Annotated in this window: 17 protein-coding genes; 9 read left to right on the top strand and 8 right to left on the bottom strand. The window is 66.1% G+C overall.

All coding sequences use genetic code 11. From position 1 onward, the window contains the following. Positions 1 to 19: 19 nt before the first annotated feature. The 7 genes from LB564_RS24200 to LB564_RS24230 form a co-directional block, all read right to left on the bottom strand. Positions 20 to 457, bottom strand: coding sequence for a DUF1801 domain-containing protein (locus LB564_RS24200; RefSeq protein ID WP_224541568.1), 438 nt, complete (start codon positions 455 to 457; stop codon positions 20 to 22). A 6-nt stretch (positions 458 to 463) separates the two neighbouring features. Next, a complete protein-coding gene (locus LB564_RS24205) occupies positions 464 to 685 on the bottom strand; it encodes a hypothetical protein (RefSeq protein ID WP_224541570.1) in 222 nt (73 codons plus the stop codon). Positions 686 to 725: 40 nt separating this feature from the next. Then, positions 726 to 1,118 carry a VOC family protein gene (locus LB564_RS24210; RefSeq protein ID WP_224541572.1) on the bottom strand — a complete coding sequence of 131 codons (393 nt, stop codon included), beginning with the start codon at positions 1,116 to 1,118 and terminating at the stop codon, positions 726 to 728. Positions 1,119 to 1,196: 78 nt separating this feature from the next. After that, positions 1,197 to 1,628, bottom strand: coding sequence for an SRPBCC domain-containing protein (locus LB564_RS24215; protein WP_224541574.1), 432 nt, complete (start codon positions 1,626 to 1,628; stop codon positions 1,197 to 1,199). Further along, the gene (locus LB564_RS24220) at positions 1,625 to 1,948 is read right to left on the bottom strand and encodes an ArsR/SmtB family transcription factor (RefSeq protein WP_224541576.1); all 324 of its coding nucleotides are present in this window, start codon (positions 1,946 to 1,948) and stop codon (positions 1,625 to 1,627) included. Before LB564_RS24220 ends, LB564_RS24215 begins: the two co-directional genes overlap by 4 nt. A gap of 267 nt (positions 1,949 to 2,215) precedes the next feature. Continuing rightward, on the bottom strand, positions 2,216 to 2,932 hold the full coding sequence (locus tag LB564_RS24225; protein WP_224541577.1) for a gamma-glutamylcyclotransferase: 717 nt from the start codon (positions 2,930 to 2,932) through the stop codon (positions 2,216 to 2,218). Positions 2,933 to 3,073: 141 nt separating this feature from the next. Then, positions 3,074 to 3,928, bottom strand: coding sequence for a helix-turn-helix domain-containing protein (locus LB564_RS24230; RefSeq protein WP_224541579.1), 855 nt, complete (start codon positions 3,926 to 3,928; stop codon positions 3,074 to 3,076). A 192-nt stretch (positions 3,929 to 4,120) separates the two neighbouring features. Between LB564_RS24230 and LB564_RS24235 the strand changes: the two genes are divergently transcribed. The 7 genes from LB564_RS24235 to LB564_RS24265 all read left to right on the top strand — a co-directional run bounded on the left by LB564_RS24235 (position 4,121) and on the right by LB564_RS24265 (position 11,033). Continuing rightward, positions 4,121 to 4,876 carry a phytanoyl-CoA dioxygenase family protein gene (locus LB564_RS24235; protein ID WP_224541581.1) on the top strand — a complete coding sequence of 252 codons (756 nt, stop codon included), beginning with the start codon at positions 4,121 to 4,123 and terminating at the stop codon, positions 4,874 to 4,876. Positions 4,877 to 5,088: 212 nt separating this feature from the next. Further along, positions 5,089 to 6,111, top strand: a complete 1,023-nt coding sequence (locus LB564_RS24240) for an ABC transporter permease (RefSeq protein WP_224541583.1) — start codon at positions 5,089 to 5,091, stop codon at positions 6,109 to 6,111. Positions 6,112 to 6,176: 65 nt separating this feature from the next. After that, a complete protein-coding gene (locus tag LB564_RS24245; RefSeq protein WP_224541585.1) occupies positions 6,177 to 7,145 on the top strand; it encodes a sugar ABC transporter substrate-binding protein in 969 nt (322 codons plus the stop codon). An 81-nt stretch (positions 7,146 to 7,226) separates the two neighbouring features. After that, entirely contained in the window at positions 7,227 to 8,744 is a 1,518-nt protein-coding gene (locus LB564_RS24250) for a sugar ABC transporter ATP-binding protein (RefSeq protein ID WP_224541587.1), read from the top strand. A 12-nt stretch (positions 8,745 to 8,756) separates the two neighbouring features. Further along, positions 8,757 to 9,731 carry a ribokinase gene (locus tag LB564_RS24255; RefSeq protein WP_224541588.1) on the top strand — a complete coding sequence of 325 codons (975 nt, stop codon included), beginning with the start codon at positions 8,757 to 8,759 and terminating at the stop codon, positions 9,729 to 9,731. Continuing rightward, the gene (gene rbsD / locus LB564_RS24260; protein ID WP_140709041.1) at positions 9,728 to 10,189 is read left to right on the top strand and encodes a D-ribose pyranase; all 462 of its coding nucleotides are present in this window, start codon (positions 9,728 to 9,730) and stop codon (positions 10,187 to 10,189) included. Before LB564_RS24255 ends, rbsD begins: the two co-directional genes overlap by 4 nt. A gap of 1 nt (position 10,190) precedes the next feature. Continuing rightward, positions 10,191 to 11,033 carry a 3-methyl-2-oxobutanoate hydroxymethyltransferase gene (locus LB564_RS24265; RefSeq protein ID WP_224541590.1) on the top strand — a complete coding sequence of 281 codons (843 nt, stop codon included), beginning with the start codon at positions 10,191 to 10,193 and terminating at the stop codon, positions 11,031 to 11,033. 83 nt (positions 11,034 to 11,116) lie between these two features. On the opposite strand, the gene LB564_RS24270 is transcribed toward LB564_RS24265, so the two are convergent. Beyond that, on the bottom strand, positions 11,117 to 12,025 hold the full coding sequence (locus tag LB564_RS24270) for a LysR family transcriptional regulator (protein ID WP_224541593.1): 909 nt from the start codon (positions 12,023 to 12,025) through the stop codon (positions 11,117 to 11,119). 98 nt (positions 12,026 to 12,123) lie between these two features. Between LB564_RS24270 and LB564_RS24275 the strand changes: the two genes are divergently transcribed. Together LB564_RS24275 and LB564_RS24280 are read left to right on the top strand one after the other, a co-directional pair. Continuing rightward, positions 12,124 to 13,347: an MFS transporter gene (locus LB564_RS24275; RefSeq protein ID WP_224541594.1), complete on the top strand. Its 1,224-nt coding sequence runs from the start codon at positions 12,124 to 12,126 to the stop codon at positions 13,345 to 13,347. Between the two features lie 108 nt (positions 13,348 to 13,455). Continuing rightward, on the top strand, positions 13,456 to 14,148 hold the full coding sequence (locus LB564_RS24280) for a DUF2270 domain-containing protein (RefSeq protein WP_224541596.1): 693 nt from the start codon (positions 13,456 to 13,458) through the stop codon (positions 14,146 to 14,148). Positions 14,149 to 14,227 lie beyond the last annotated feature (79 nt).

Raw genomic sequence — 14,227 nt, forward strand, 5'->3', positions numbered from 1 at the left:
TCGAACGGAAATAGAGCGCTTATATGCGCTCGCCAGGCAATTGGCTGGCCTGCTTCACCCAGGCAACGAACCGCGCCTCGTCCAGTCCATCATCCTCGCGGATGTCGAGATAGCGCGTATCCCCGCTCTTGGACGCGCCAGGCGGCACCGGATCGAGCGACTGGCCGCGAAAAAAGGCCACCTTGATGTATCTGGCGAAGCAATGGATGCCGAGGAACCAGCCTTCGCCCTCGACGCCGTAGACCGGCGAGTTCCATTTGACCGCCTTGTGCACACAGGGAACGGCGCGCTCGATGAGCGCGTCGAGGCGCTCTCCCACGGCACGCTTCCAGCCCGGCATGGCCGCGATATAGGCCTGCACCGGCGCATCGCCATGGCCCTTGGCGATCCGAGGGTTGCCGCCGGAGAGTGGCTTCACCGGCGGAGCCTCAGGGACGGGTTTTGTCGATTGCGCCATCCGTTCCTATCCGTTGGCGCGCTGCGCGACGCGCCCTTTCGCAGCGTAAGGCAGCACGAACATATAGAGGCCGCTGAACAGCATCAGGAACAGCGGCGGCAGCGGCGAATAGACCACCCAGGCGGGCGGCTGCCCGAAGGCCATGGTGGCGAAGTTGGCGGCGACGGTGATCGTGAAGATGATCGACAGCCAGCGATGCGCCTGCCTTATCCATTTGCTCCAGTCCAATTCCACCTCCTCTTCCATTAGGCGTTGAAACCCTGGCGCACTACCAGCGCGCCAGTTCCGTGATCTGGACGAGATTGCCGCAGCCATCATTCACCTGCGCGATGGTCGAGCCGGTCACTTGCGTCGGGGGCATGGCGAAGACACCGCCCTTCGCCTCGATGCGCTCATGATCGCCCTTGATGTCGTCGGTGAACAGCATCAGCGCCGGCTGGCCTTGGCTGAAGATCGCCTGCTGGTAGGTCTTGGCCGCCGGATTGTCGTTCAGCGCCAACTGCAATTCGGTCCCCTCCGGCTCTTCGGCCGGGACGACCGTCAGCCAGCGGAACGGCCCATTGCTGAAGTCGGCCTTCTTGGTGAAGCCGAGCACGCCGGTGTAGAAGGCAAGCGCCTTTTCCTGATCGTCGACATAGATGCTGGTCAGTTTGATCTTCATCGCATTTCTCCATGGGTTTTGCTGGCGGAGAACCGCCCTGTAAAAGTGCTGTATGGTTTTCGGCCTGACCGGGAACTCTCAGTCCGTTCGCGCCAGAAGCTCTTCCAGTCTCTCCAGGAATTGCGGCCAACCGGTTTTGGCGCCGCCATAGGCGCGTCTCTGGTCGGGCCGGAAACCGGCCTGCTCCATGCGCAGATGGGTTCCCGTCGGCGTCGGGGTGAGCGTGAAGGTCACCACGCTCCTGAGATCGAAGGCCGGATCCTGGTGCGCCAGGTTCCAGCTGTAGGACAGCGTCCTGTGCGGCTCGACGGCAAGCACCTCGCAGTCCAGCACGCCGCCCCAGTCGGCGCTGATGTTGAAGCGATGGCCGACGGCGGGCTTGAAATCGTTCCTCATCAGCCACTCCTCGATCAGATGCGGTTGCGTCAGCGCGCGCCAGAGTTTTTCGGGCGGGTGGGAAATCTCCCGCTCGACGACGACAGTGCGGGTTTCCTTTGCACTATCGTTCACTGGTCCATCCTTTTGAGCAGATCCTCGAGGTCGTCGAACCGGCTTTCCCAGAACCCGGCCATGTCACGCGTCCAGTCCATCAGCGGCGCCAACGCGGCAAGCTGGGCGCTGTAATGCGTCTGGCGGCCCTCATGGCGGTCGCGCACCAGCCCGGCCTGCTTCAGCACGCCCAGATGCTTCGACACCGCCGGCTGCGAGACGCCGGCCTGTGTCGTCAGCGCTCCGACCGTCTGCTCGCCCTGGCGGCAAAGCCGTTCGAAGATCGCCCGCCTGGTCGGGTCGGCGAGCGTCCTGAAGATCATGTCATGAGCGTCTGGCATTCCTAATCGATAACCCGTTGGCTATTGGTTGACGTATAACCACAGGGATATATGTTCGTCAAGCGGAAGATTGGGAAGGCGGTAGCCGAAGCCCCAAACTTCGTCTTCCACGGGCGGAGCAAGGAGCGTAGCGACGCGGCGCAAACCCCTGGGTCCGCGACGGAGCTTCGCTCCTGCTTCGCCCAGGGATGACGAAATTGAGAGGCTCCCGCCAATCACCAACGCAGGCGATCCATCAACACAGGCGACTGGCTCCGTGCAAAGCCATTAGACGCCGGCATGCAGGCTCCCGATCTCCCGCGCCACCAGTTCCTGCAACTGCCACAGATTGCGGTCGCGTATGCCGCGGGCGTCGAGGTGGCGGATCGTCTCGAACAGATATTGCGCGCCTGAGCCCCAGTGGCCGACGGCGCTCGCCAGCGTCGCGGCGACCACGCTCTTGTCGAGCTTGCCCGCATAGCGCGGATTGGCGCGGTCGACGACGAAGCCCAGCGCCCGGCATGGCCCGGATGATGTGCTGACCCGCAGCCAGCGCGGCACGTTGACGGCGGGCAGGATGGTCATTTCGCGGCGCAGCAGCGCTTCCAGATTTTCGGCGACCGGTTCGGCGATCTCGAACACCATGCCCTGGCACTGGCCGCCACGGTCGAGCGCCATCATCAGCCCGGGCTGATCGAGCGTGCCGCGAAAGCGCTGCACCGTGAAGCAGAACGAGCGGTGCCAACCCCGCGCCACCGCCCGCTCGCCGCCCCTCACCTCGCCGGCCGGCTTCCACAGCAGCGAGCCATAGGCGAACAACTTCAGCGGCCCGGCCGGTGCCGAGGCCAGGATCTCGTCGCGAACCCGCCCATAGTCGGCGTCGGTCATCGGGATCATGCCCGGCACCGGCCCGGCATCCTCGACCGCCCGCAGCGTACGCGCGACAAGCGCCTCGGTCAGCGCCATGGGTGCTTTGCGTGGCGCGATGGAAGTTGGCTTCTTCATGTTCGTCATGTTGCTGAAGGCACGGGGATTCTCAAGGGTGCTGGACGCTCGGGCATCGCTTCACGTTCCGAGTTCTCTGAGTGCTTTTCCGCAAACGTTGCGCTGAGGTGAATTAGCCCGCCCAAGCGCTTGAAAAGACTCCTATCGCCCCGGCGCCGCGCTCAGCTCGCTGCGCCGCCAGGCGGCTGGCGAGATGCCGACCGAGCGTTTGAACTCGCGGCCAAAATGGTAGACGTCGCAGAAGCCGCAGGCTTCGGCCACTTCCGCCAGCGGTTGCTCGCCCTGCACCAGCAGCGACTGCGCCTGCATCAGCCGTTCGCGCATCAGCCATTGGTGCGGGCTGGTGCGCAGGTGCTTCTGGAACAGCCGGCGCAATTGCGAGGGACCGAGGCCGGTCACCGCCAGCAGGTCGGCGGCGCCCCAGGCAAAGCCGGGCTCGGCGCGCATGGCGTCGAGCGCGGCCGCCAGCGGCCCGGGCAGGTCGTCATGGCTGGCGCCCCCTGTCGCGCGGTCGACCAGAAGCAGGAACTCCGCGACCAGCTGGTTGAGGCGCAGGTCAAGCCCGGCGTCGCGCCGCCGCAGCGCCGAAAACAGCCGCTCGAACCAGGGCGCCGGGCTCGCCGCCTCCGCGAACACGGCGCGCGGCGCGCCGTCGCCGAACAGCTTGCGCCGCAGCGCCACCGGATCCGGTCCGTCGAGCCTGAACCAGAGCAGCGTCCAGGGGTCGGCGGGATCGGCGCAATGCACATGCGGCGCTTCATTGGCCATCCACACCAGGTGGCCGGCGCGCATCTCCAGCCGCTGCCCCAGCGTCTCGACATGGCCCCTTCCGGAGACGCAGTAGAGGATGTCCTGGCCGGGATAAAAGGGCCGTTCGATGCGGTAATCGCGCGCTGCCGCGACCTTGCCGGCGCGCGGCACGCTGAACGCCGCGCGCGTCCAGCCGCCGGCCGGCACATAGTGAAAACTCTCGATGACGGCGTTCTTTTCGAGCATGCGCGTTTTATACAAAAAGATCGCCCTGCTGTCCATTTTGTTGGCCGCCGGGCGTCGCTATGGTTGCTCTCATGAGGCCGGGGATAACGGCGGGCAACGGCCCAAACCCCCGATTTTCCAGCCATTCGCGGCGTATCGCGCCAGGGAGTGGCCGCTGTCAGGCATGCCAGGGAGGCAAGACGAATGTTGGCGATGACGAGGAAAGAAGCGGAAGACTACGCCCGCGACGGATACATTATCCGCAGGGGCCTGCTCAGCGTGGCGGAGGTCGACGATTTCCGCGACCATGCCCGCAGGCAGCTCGAGGCGGAAAACAAGAGCGGCGCCGTGATGGCCAAGGGCGACAAGGAGGGCAAGACCACCCTCCTGAAAATGTGGACCAAGGCCGAGGACGACAAATACGGGCTGCTCGCCCGCGACGAGCGCATGGTCGATCTCGCCGAAGACGCTGTCGGCAAGCCGATCTACCTCTACAGCCACAAGATGACCATGAAGCAGCCCAATGAGGGCGGCGCCTGGGAATGGCATCAGGATTTCGGGTATTGGTATAATTATGGCTGCCTGGCGCCGGAGATGATGAGCATCTATGTCGCGCTCGACAAGGCGACCCGGCAGAATGGCTGCCTGCAGGTGCTGAAGGGCACGCACAAGCTCGGCCGCCTCAACCATATCAGAGAGAACGACCAGACCAATGTCGAGCAGGAACACCTCGAAGCGGCACTCAAGCGCTACGAGCATATCTATGTCGAGATGGAAGCCGGCGACGCGCTGATCTTCGACGGCAATCTCTTGCACCGCTCGGACGCCAATCGTTCCGACACCTATCGCTGGGGCTATATCTGCTCCTACAACGCCATCGAGAACGCGCCCTTCAAGAAGGTTCGCGAATACGGAAACTTCGACGAACTGCGCAAGGTGCCGGCCGGCTCCTTCCGCAAGGCATCGTAACGCGACGACATCGGCACGGGCGGCCACGCCCAAGCCTGGCCATGATCCCTTTTCGAAAGATCATGGCCGAACAGGGAGATAGAGCCTCATCCTGAATCACTTCGGGAACGGCTTCGAGGCATCGGCCCGCGCCCGAGCTCGGCGGGGTCGATGAAACGCAGAAGTGGCCATGCTCGGTGAGGACCGGCGGCCGCGCTGAGGGAGGATAATGTATGACCCATGCGGTCAGGACCGGCGCGCGCGCGCCAGCCACCGACCGATTCACGCTGGCGCGGCTTTCGCGGGCGCGCGAGGCGGGCGTGTTCATCGCGCTCCTCGCAATGTGCCTGTTCCTGTCCTTCGCCACCGATGGATTCCTGACATCGCTGAACCTGCTCAATGTCGGGCGCCAGGTCTCCCTGCTCGGGATCATGGCGGTCGGCATGACGTTCGTCTTGATCGCCGGCGAGGTCGACCTGTCGGTCGGCTCGACCTACGCGCTGTCGGGCCTTGCCACCGGCATGCTGATCATCGCCGGCTGGGCGCTGCTGCCAGCCATCGGCGCTGGCCTCCTGACCGGCGTCGTCATCGGCCTGATCAACGGCGTGCTCTCCACCTATGGCCGCCTGCCCTCGCTGATCGCCACGCTCGGCATGTTGTCGATCGTGCGCGGCGCCGCGCTGATCCTGACAAACGGCCAGCCGGTTACGGTCAACGTCCGCAACGGCGCGCTGCCCGATGTGCTGGCGAGCTTCGGCTTCATGGGCCAGGGCTATCTGTTCAGCGTCATCCCCATGCAGCTCGTGTTCTTCGTCATCGTGGCCGCCCTTGCCTGGCTGGTGCTGTCCTTCTCCAATTTCGGCTTCCGCGTCTATGCCGTCGGAGGCAGCGCCAAGGCGGCGCGCGTTTCCGGCATCTCCGTCAACAAGGTCAAGATTTCGGCCTTCGTGCTGATGGGCGTGCTTGCAGCCTTCGCCGGCATTCTCGGCCTTGCCTTCCTGCCCTCCAGCCAGGCCGGACGCACCGGGCTTGGCCTGGAGCTCGACGTCATCGCCGCCACCATCGTCGGCGGCGCCTCGCTGTCGGGGGGCGAAGGCACCATCCTCGGCACCATCCTGGGCGTGCTCATCATCGGCGTCATGCGCAACGGCCTGGTGCTGATGGGCGTGTCGCCCTTCGTCCAGGAACTGATGATCGGCCTGGTCATCATCATAGCGGTGGGCATCGACAAATGGAGCACGCGCCGACCCACTTAATCCAAAAAACAACGGGTTAGATCCACGACACAGAAGCAACCAGAACCAAAAAGGGAGGACTATCCATGAACATCAGACACGTCATTTTCGCGGCGGCAATCGGCCTGTTTCCGCTCTCGGCTCACGCCGCGTCCAAGCTCGCCGATTTCCAGCTCGCGCCGCGCATCAAGGCCAAGATCGACGCCGGCCAGCCGCTCGATTTCTACGTCTCCTACCATGACGTCTCGAACGAATTCGCGCCCTTCATGAAGGCCGGCGTCGAGCGCGCCGCCAAGGAGGACAAGGTCGGTGCCCAGTTCATCGGTCCGGTCGGCGCCGATGCCGACGGCCAGATCTCGGAGATCGAGACGCTGATGGGCAAGATGGACGGGCTGGCGATCTCCTCGGTTTCGACCGACGCGCTGGCGCCGGTGATCGACCGCGTCATCGCCGCCGGCATCCCGGTCGTCACCTTCAACACCGATAACCCCGAGAGCAAGCGCCTCGCCTTCGCCGGCCAGGACCTCGTCCAGTCCGGCCGCGAGGCCGGCAAGCTGATGGCGAAAGTGCTTGATGGCAAGGGCAAGGTGATGATCACCACCATCGACGCCGCGGCGCAATGGTCGCTCGACCGCGAGAAGGGCGCCCGCGAGGCGCTCAAGGCCGAGTCCGGCATCGAGGTGGTCAACACGCTCAACACCGGCACAGACCCGCAGAAGATCTATTCAGCGATCGAGAACGCCATGCTCGCCAATCCGTCGATATCAGGCGTGCTGTCGCTCGAATGCTGCTCGACGCCGGCCGCCGGCACCTGGGTGGAGCGCAACAAGGCCGCCGACAAGGTCAAGGTCGTCGGCTTCGACCTGCTCGACCAGACGGTGCAGCTCGTCCAGGACGGCAATGTCGATGCCACAATCGACCAGGCGCCGGAAAAGCAGGGCTTTGCCGCCGTCGACCTCCTGGTAAAATTCCTCAAGGGCGAGCCGATCGACAATGTCGACACCGGCGTCGGCATCTACACCAAGGAAAACATCGCCGAGGTCGTCAAGAAGTAAGCCTCGGTTCTGCACGGCCGCCGATCCCCGTGGACCGGCGGCCGCTTGCGCGAATTCAGCCAGCCCCAAGCCAGCAGGTCCATGACAGAGCAACCGACCCCTGCCCCGATCGTCGAGATTTCCGGACTGACCAAGCGGTTCCCCGGCGTGCTGGCGCTCGACCGCATTTCCGTCGCCTTCCGGCCCGGCGAGGTCCATGCCGTGATCGGCGAGAACGGCGCCGGCAAGTCGACGCTGATGAACATCCTGGCCGGCGACCTGCAGCCCGATGGCGGCGAGATCCGCATCGACGGCAAGCCGGCCACCATCGCCTCGCCGCTCGCCAGCCGCGCCGCCGGCATCACCGTCGTCTATCAGGAGCTGGCGCTCTGCCCGACGCTGAGCATCGCCGAAAATATCATGATGTCCGACATGGCGGCGCGCTCCGTGGTGTCGCTGGTGCCGCGCGACGAGATGCGGCGCGAGGCACGCGCGGCACTCACCCGGCTCGGCATGGGCACGCTCGACCCCGACACCAAGGTTGGCCGCCTGTCGGTCGCCGAAATGCAGCTGGTCGAGATCGCCGGCGCCATCCGCCAGCGCGCCCGCGTGCTGGTGCTGGACGAACCCAATTCGGCGCTCTCCAAGCGCGAGAGCGACCGCCTGTTCGACATCGTCAAGCAGTTGCGCGGCGACGGCGTCACCGTCATCTACGTCTCGCATCATCTGAAGGAAGTGCTCGACCTTGCCGACCGCATTACCGTGATGCGCGACGGCCGCACCATCGAGACCATGGACAATTCAGGCCTGTCGGAAGAGCGGCTGATCCGCGCCATGGTCGGCCGCGAGCTGGACACCGCGCGGCAGTGGTCGCTGCAGGCCGAGGCGCGCTCGCATGAGGCGCCGGTCGTGCTCTGCGTCGAGAAGCTGACCGCGCCCGGCCTGGACGAGGTGAGTTTTCATGCCCGCGCCGGCGAGATCCTCGGCATTGGCGGCCTGCCGGATTCCGGCAAGGACATGCTCGGCGAAGCCTTGTTCGGCCTCTGCGCCCGGCATGGACGTCTCACCATCGACGGCAAGGAATTGCGCGGCGGCGACCCCCAGGCCTCGATCCGCAACGGCATGGCGCTGGTGCCGGCCGACCGGCGCGGCGCCGGCGCGCTGTTGACCATGAGCGTCGCCAACAATGTCGTCTCGGCCTCGTTGCCACGCTTTTCGCTGGCCGGCTTCATGCGGCGTGGCGCCGTGCGCCGCGAGGCGCGCGCGCAGGTCGCCCGGCTCGATGCGCGCATTTCACATCTTGGCCAGAAACTGGCGACGCTGTCGGGCGGCAACCAGCAGAAAATCATCCTTGGCCGCAGCCTCGTCACCAACCCGCGCGTGCTGGTGCTGCACGAGCCGACGCGCGGCGTCGATGTCGGCGCCAAGGCCGAGATCTACGCGATCTTGCGCGGCATCGCCGGCGAAGGCGTGGCGGTGGTGATGATCTCGTCCGAAATTCCCGAATTGATCATGAACGCCGAACGCGTTCTGGTGCTGCGCAATGGCCGCGTTTCGGGCGAACTGACCGGAGCCGGCATCAACGAGGAAGCGATCCTGGCGCGCGCCATGGCGTCCTGAACGAGGGGATTGATGAGCAAGACCGCACCCAAGATCACCATCGTCGGCAGCTTCGCCGTCGGCCTGACCATGCGCGCGCCCAAACTGCCGATCTTCGGCGAGACCATGCTCGGCACCGATTTCGACATGGGCGCCGGCGGCAAGGGTTCGAATCAGGCGGTGGCCACCGCCAGGCTGGGCGCCAGCTCCTCGCTGGTCGCCATCATCGGCACCGACAAGCTGGCCGGCATCGCCACCGACCTCTACGCAGCCGAAGGCGTCGACGCCAGCCTGGTCTCGACGCGCACCGAACGCGCCACCGGCGTCGGCTTCATCATCCTCAACGACAAGGGCGAGAACTTCATCATCCTCGACATGGGCGCCAACGAACTGATGGACGCGGCGGTCGTCGACACCGCCGAGGCGCGCATCGCCCAAAGCGACGTGGTGATGACCGTGCTCGAAGTGCCGATCCCCGCCGCCGCCCGCGCCATGGAGCTTGGCCGCCGGCATGGCGCGCGCACCATCCTCAATCCAGCGCCCGCGCGCCAGCTTCCCGACGCGATCTTCAGGGATGTCGACTATCTCACCCCCAACGAGAGCGAATTGCGCATCCTGCTCGGCCTGCCCGCCGACGATCCGCGCTCATCGCGTGAACTCGCCGGCGAGTTGCGCCGGCGCGGCGTGTGCAATGTTGTGGTGACGCTCGGCCGCAGCGGCGCGCTGATCCTGACCGACGAACTCGACGTCATGGTACCGGCGGTGCCGGTGGAAGTGGTCGACACGACGGGTGCCGGCGACGCCTTCAATTCCGGCTTCGCCGTGGCGCTGGCCGAGGGCCGCGACATTGTCGACGCGGTGCGCTTCGGCGTCGTCTGCGGCGCCATCGCCTGCACCAGGCTCGGCGTCATTCCGGGCCTGCCCGAGCGCGCCCAGGCCGACGCGCTCTACGCCGAGGCAATCAAGACGACATGGCCCCAAAAGACAGCACAGAAGGAAAAAACATGAACCGGAACCGGCTGCTCAACGCCGAACTGTCGCACGCCATCGCCTCGATGGGCCATGGCGATCTGATGATCGTCTGCGACGCGGGCTTTCCGATCCCGTCGAGCGCCTGGCGCATCGACCTCGCTATCTCGCCCGACGTGCCGGATCTCGAAACCGTGCTCGGACCGATCGCCGAGAACCTGATCGCCGAGCGCGTCGGCTATGCCGACACGCTGCCGGTGCACAACGCGCCACTGCTGGCGAAACTGAAGCGCCTCTTCCCCGACGCCGATTTCGAGACGGTGACGCACGAGACCATCCTCGGCGAGATGGCGAAAAAGGCCAAGGTCATCGTGCGCACCGGCGCTTTCGACCCCTGGGGTAATATCCTCATCTATTCCGGCGTCGACGTGCCGGCATGGTTCTCCAAGCCCGGCGTCGTGGCGCCCGATTATTACGCGAAGAAATTGAAAGGCTGACATGCCGCGCATCTTCGACTTCGGCGGCCGCGAGGTCGAGCGCACGGTGACGGTGGCGAGCCTGCGCGCGCTCAAGGGCAGCGGCCGGCACGTCGCGCAGGTGACGGCTGAAACGGCAGAGGAGGCGGCGGCCGCGGAAGCCGCCGGCATCGAAATGGTCGTCTGCCGTGCGGCCAATGTGGCGCGCGTGCGCGAAGGCTCGCGCCGCGTCTTCGTCACCGCCGCGCTCGGCTTCGCCGACGCGGTGACGCCGGACGAGATCCTGCGTACCGCCTTCTCCGCGATCACGGCCGGGGCCGACGCCTTGATCACGGGACGCGGCTACGACACCGTGCGCATGCTCGCCGACGAACAGATCCCGGTCATGGGCCATCTCGGCTTCGTGCCGCGCAAATCGACATGGGTCGGCGGCATCAGGGCGGTCGGCAAGACCGCCAACGAAGCGCTGGCGCTCTGGGACCGTTTCCAACGGCTTGAGGATGCCGGCGCCTTCGCCGTCGAATGCGAGATCATCCCGGCTGAGGTGATGGCCGAGATCAACCGCCGTACCGGCCTGGTCACGGTCTCGCTCGGCTCCGGGCCGTCGTCGGACGTGGTGTTCCTGTTCACCTCCGACATATCGGGCGAAAGCGCCCGCCTGCCCCGCCACGCCCGCGCCTGGGGCAACCTCGCCGCCCTCCACAAGGCCGTCCGCGACGCGCGCGTCGAGGCGCTGTCGGGGTTTCGCAAGGAGGTTGCGAGTGGCGGCTATCCGGCGGAGGCCGAACTGGCCGGGATTGCCGACGCCGAGTTGGAAGAGTTTCGCGCGCGGTTGGGGGCGGTTGGAAGCAAACGCGAGTCCTAAAGATCGGTTGGAACGAGAAACGGTGCCCGACAAACAAACGCCTCTTTCCTTCGCGTGTCCGAAGATCGCGCGAGCAAACATGGCTACGACACCAGCGGCATCGGCACCTTCAGCCCGTCGATCAGCGCATCCCGAAACAGCACGATCGGGCGGCTGAGACGTCCGGCCGGTGGGCGGTGCAGCAGCCAGGCGCGCACTTGCGGCTTGAAGTCGGGGCAGTCGATCACCTCCACCGCGTCGCGCCAGCGGCTGTCGGCGAAGGCGCCCGGGGTGACGATGCCGATGCCGTGGCCGCGCGCCACCAGCGACATTCTGAGGTCGACGCTGAGCGCCTCCACCCCGACCTGGAACGGCAGCCTCGCGGCCTCGAAACTCTGCCTGATGAAAGCGCGAAAGCCACAGCCATTCTCGTTCATCACCCAGGCGAAACGCGACAGCTCGGCGAGCTTCGCCGGTTTCGGCACGCCAAGGCCGGGTGACGCCACCAGCAGCACCGATTGCGCGCCGAGATCGTCGCAGACCAGTTCGTCCGGCGGGGCCAGGCCTTCGGCAAGGCACACCGCCACCGCGTCGAGTTCGCTGCGCGACACCTGCTCGACCAGCCTTGGCGACCAGCCGGAGGTGATGCGCAGCGTCAGCTGCGGAAAGGCGGCGCGCAGGCTGTCGAGCGGCAGCGCAAGTGCCGCATCCGAGAGATAGGGCATGATGCCCAGCCGGAACTCGCCCTTGACCGCGCCTTGCGGCGAGACGCCGGCCTTCAGATCCTCGAGCGAGCGCAGCACGCGGCGGCCGTGCTCATAGGCTTCGCGTCCGGAGGCCGTCGGCTTGAGCGGCTTCGACTGGCGGTCGAGAAGTGCCGTCGACAGCCCGTCCTCGAGGTTCTGGATGCGGCGCGTGACACCCGGCTGGGTGAGGTTGAGCCTGGCCGAAGCGCCGACGATGGAACCGGTTTCCACAACGGCGACGAAGGCTTCGAGATCATGGATGTTCATGCGTACCTCGCATAATCATTATCGAATTCATCGAATTGTAGCATGATAAAGCTTTGGCATAAAGTCCTTGCACGATATGCAACTTCATTGAGGACTTCATGCTCGACACGAATGACGGCCAAACAGCCGGCCGGCTTCCGGTTCAAACCATCACCGGCCCGCAGACGCTGCTGTTTGCCGCCTCCACCGGCATCATCGTCACCAATCTGTTCGCGCCGCAGACACTGGTTGGGCTGATAGGCCCGTCGCTCGGCGCTGGCGCCGCGAGCGTCGGCCTTGTCGCCATGGCGACGCTGCTCGGCTATGCCGCCGGCCTGTTCTTCCTGGTGCCGATGGCCGATCTCGGCGAGAACCGTGCCTTGATCCTGCGCATGCTCGCCGCGGCCGCGTTGGCGGCCGGCATCGCGGCGCTGGCCCCCACGACCGCCTCGCTGCTGATCGTCCTTTTCATCCTTGGCGCCGCCTGTTCGGCGATCCAGATCCTGGTGCCGATCGCCGCCTCGATGGCACCGCCCGGCGAGGCCGGGCGCGTCATCGGCGATGTGATGAGCGGGCTGATGATCGGCATCCTTTTGGCGCGGCCGCTGGCCAGTTTCATCGCCGACGCCTGGGGCTGGCGCGCCTTCTACGGCCTCAGCGCCGCTGCCCTGACGCTGCTCGCCATCGTGCTGGCCTTCACGCTGCCGCGACGGTGGCCGCAAGCGAAATCGTCCTATGGCGCGCTGATTGCCTCATTGGTCGGCCTGTTGCGCGACGAGCCGGTGCTGCGGCGCCGCGCGCTGACGGCGGCGCTGGTGATGGCGGCGTTCAGCCTGTTCTGGACGGCGGTCGCCCTGCGCCTCGCGCAGCCGCCCTTCGGCCTCGGCCAGCGCGGCATTGCGCTGTTCGCCCTGGTCGGCGCCAGCGGCGCCGTCGTCACGCCGCTGTTCGGCCGCGCCGGCGACCATGGCTGGACCCGGCCGGCGACAATCTTCTGCCATCTCGTGCTGATGGGCGCACTGGCGCTCACGGCCTGGGTCGGATCCTCCCAATCCGGATCGTCGTGGACGCCGCTCGTGCTGATGGGCGTCAGCGCCGTGCTGCTCGACATCGGCGTCACTGGCGATCAGACGCTTGGCCGCCGCGCCGTCAACCTCTTGCGGCCCGAGGCGCGCGGCCGCCTCAACGGCCTGTTCGTCGGCATTTTCTTCATCGGCGGCGCCATCGGTTCACTGCTGGCCGGAATTGCCTGGGCCTGGGCAGGATGGCCGGCGGTCTGCGCCATCGGCGGCGCCTTTGGGCTCGTCGCACTTCTGGTCGACTGGATCGGCGGGCCGGAATGACCGCCGGCCGCGACGATCCGCCAGTCCCGACAGAGCGTCCCCTTGGCGCGGGCCACCATCATGGAACGAGATCGCTTCCGTCACGTTTTATCAGGCCGGGAGGAACTCATGAACGATGCGCCGGCAACACCCGTCGGCAGGCCGCTTTCGCCAGGCGAGTTGGTCACCGTGATGTCGCATTTCCATCGCGCCGAGATCGCCCGCATGGCCGGGTGGCGCGACCGCCTCGACCGCACCAGCAATTGGGCGATCACCGTTGTCGCGGCGATGCTGTCGGTGTCGCTGTCAACGGCCAGCGCCCATCACGGCGTGCTGCTGTTCGCCATGCTGCTGGTGCTGCTTTTGTTGTGGATCGAGGCGCGCCGCTACCGGTTCTTCGATGTATACCGCGCCCGCGTGCGCCAGTTCGAGCGCCATTATTTCGCGCAGATCTTCTCGCCGCAGCCCGACTTCGCTTCCGACTGGCTGCTGGTCGTCGGTGAAAGCCTGCGCACGCCGAAATTCCTGGTTTCGCAACGCGTGGCGCTGGCGCGCCGTCTGCGCCGCAACTACCTGCACATGATGCTGATCCTGCTGCTCGCCTGGATCCTCAAACTGTCGACCCCGAGCCTGATCGACCAAGGCGTGCCGGTCGGCTTTGCCGGCACATTGCGTGAGGCCGTGAGTGCCGCGGCGCTCGGTCCCATTCCGGGCATCGTCATCGTCGCCGCGGTTGCCCTCCTCTACGCCGGCCTGGTGGCAGCCGCCTTCCTGACGCCGGGCGACGACGGCGAACTCTCCTTCGGCGACGTCCACGTCTGAGTTCGATGTCTGAGTTCGATGCTGGGCCAACACCTCGCGGCGGATGGCTGCAACGCAAACCTCAGCCGCGCGTTGTGAT

The organism is Mesorhizobium sp. ES1-6, assembly GCF_020164775.1.
In the GTDB taxonomy this organism is placed as follows: Bacteria; Pseudomonadota; Alphaproteobacteria; order Rhizobiales; family Rhizobiaceae; genus Mesorhizobium.

Bases quoted from the DNA above. Each gene is read 5' to 3' on its own strand.
- LB564_RS24200 (WP_224541568.1), bottom strand. From the start codon at position 457: ATGGCGCAATCGACAAAACCCGTCCCTGAGGCTCCGCCGGTGAAGCCA.
- LB564_RS24210 (WP_224541572.1), bottom strand. From the start codon at position 1,118: ATGAAGATCAAACTGACCAGCATCTATGTCGACGATCAGGAAAAGGCG.
- LB564_RS24220 (WP_224541576.1), bottom strand. From the start codon at position 1,948: ATGCCAGACGCTCATGACATGATCTTCAGGACGCTCGCCGACCCGACC.
- LB564_RS24225 (WP_224541577.1), bottom strand. From the start codon at position 2,932: ATGAAGAAGCCAACTTCCATCGCGCCACGCAAAGCACCCATGGCGCTG.
- LB564_RS24230 (WP_224541579.1), bottom strand. From the start codon at position 3,928: ATGCTCGAAAAGAACGCCGTCATCGAGAGTTTTCACTATGTGCCGGCC.
- LB564_RS24235 (WP_224541581.1), top strand. From the start codon at position 4,121: ATGACGAGGAAAGAAGCGGAAGACTACGCCCGCGACGGATACATTATC.
- LB564_RS24240 (WP_224541583.1), top strand. From the start codon at position 5,089: ATGACCCATGCGGTCAGGACCGGCGCGCGCGCGCCAGCCACCGACCGA.
- LB564_RS24245 (WP_224541585.1), top strand. From the start codon at position 6,177: ATGAACATCAGACACGTCATTTTCGCGGCGGCAATCGGCCTGTTTCCG.
- LB564_RS24250 (WP_224541587.1), top strand. From the start codon at position 7,227: ATGACAGAGCAACCGACCCCTGCCCCGATCGTCGAGATTTCCGGACTG.
- LB564_RS24255 (WP_224541588.1), top strand. From the start codon at position 8,757: ATGAGCAAGACCGCACCCAAGATCACCATCGTCGGCAGCTTCGCCGTC.
- rbsD (WP_140709041.1), top strand. From the start codon at position 9,728: ATGAACCGGAACCGGCTGCTCAACGCCGAACTGTCGCACGCCATCGCC.
- LB564_RS24265 (WP_224541590.1), top strand. From the start codon at position 10,191: ATGCCGCGCATCTTCGACTTCGGCGGCCGCGAGGTCGAGCGCACGGTG.
- LB564_RS24270 (WP_224541593.1), bottom strand. From the start codon at position 12,025: ATGAACATCCATGATCTCGAAGCCTTCGTCGCCGTTGTGGAAACCGGT.
- LB564_RS24275 (WP_224541594.1), top strand. From the start codon at position 12,124: ATGCTCGACACGAATGACGGCCAAACAGCCGGCCGGCTTCCGGTTCAA.
- LB564_RS24280 (WP_224541596.1), top strand. From the start codon at position 13,456: ATGAACGATGCGCCGGCAACACCCGTCGGCAGGCCGCTTTCGCCAGGC.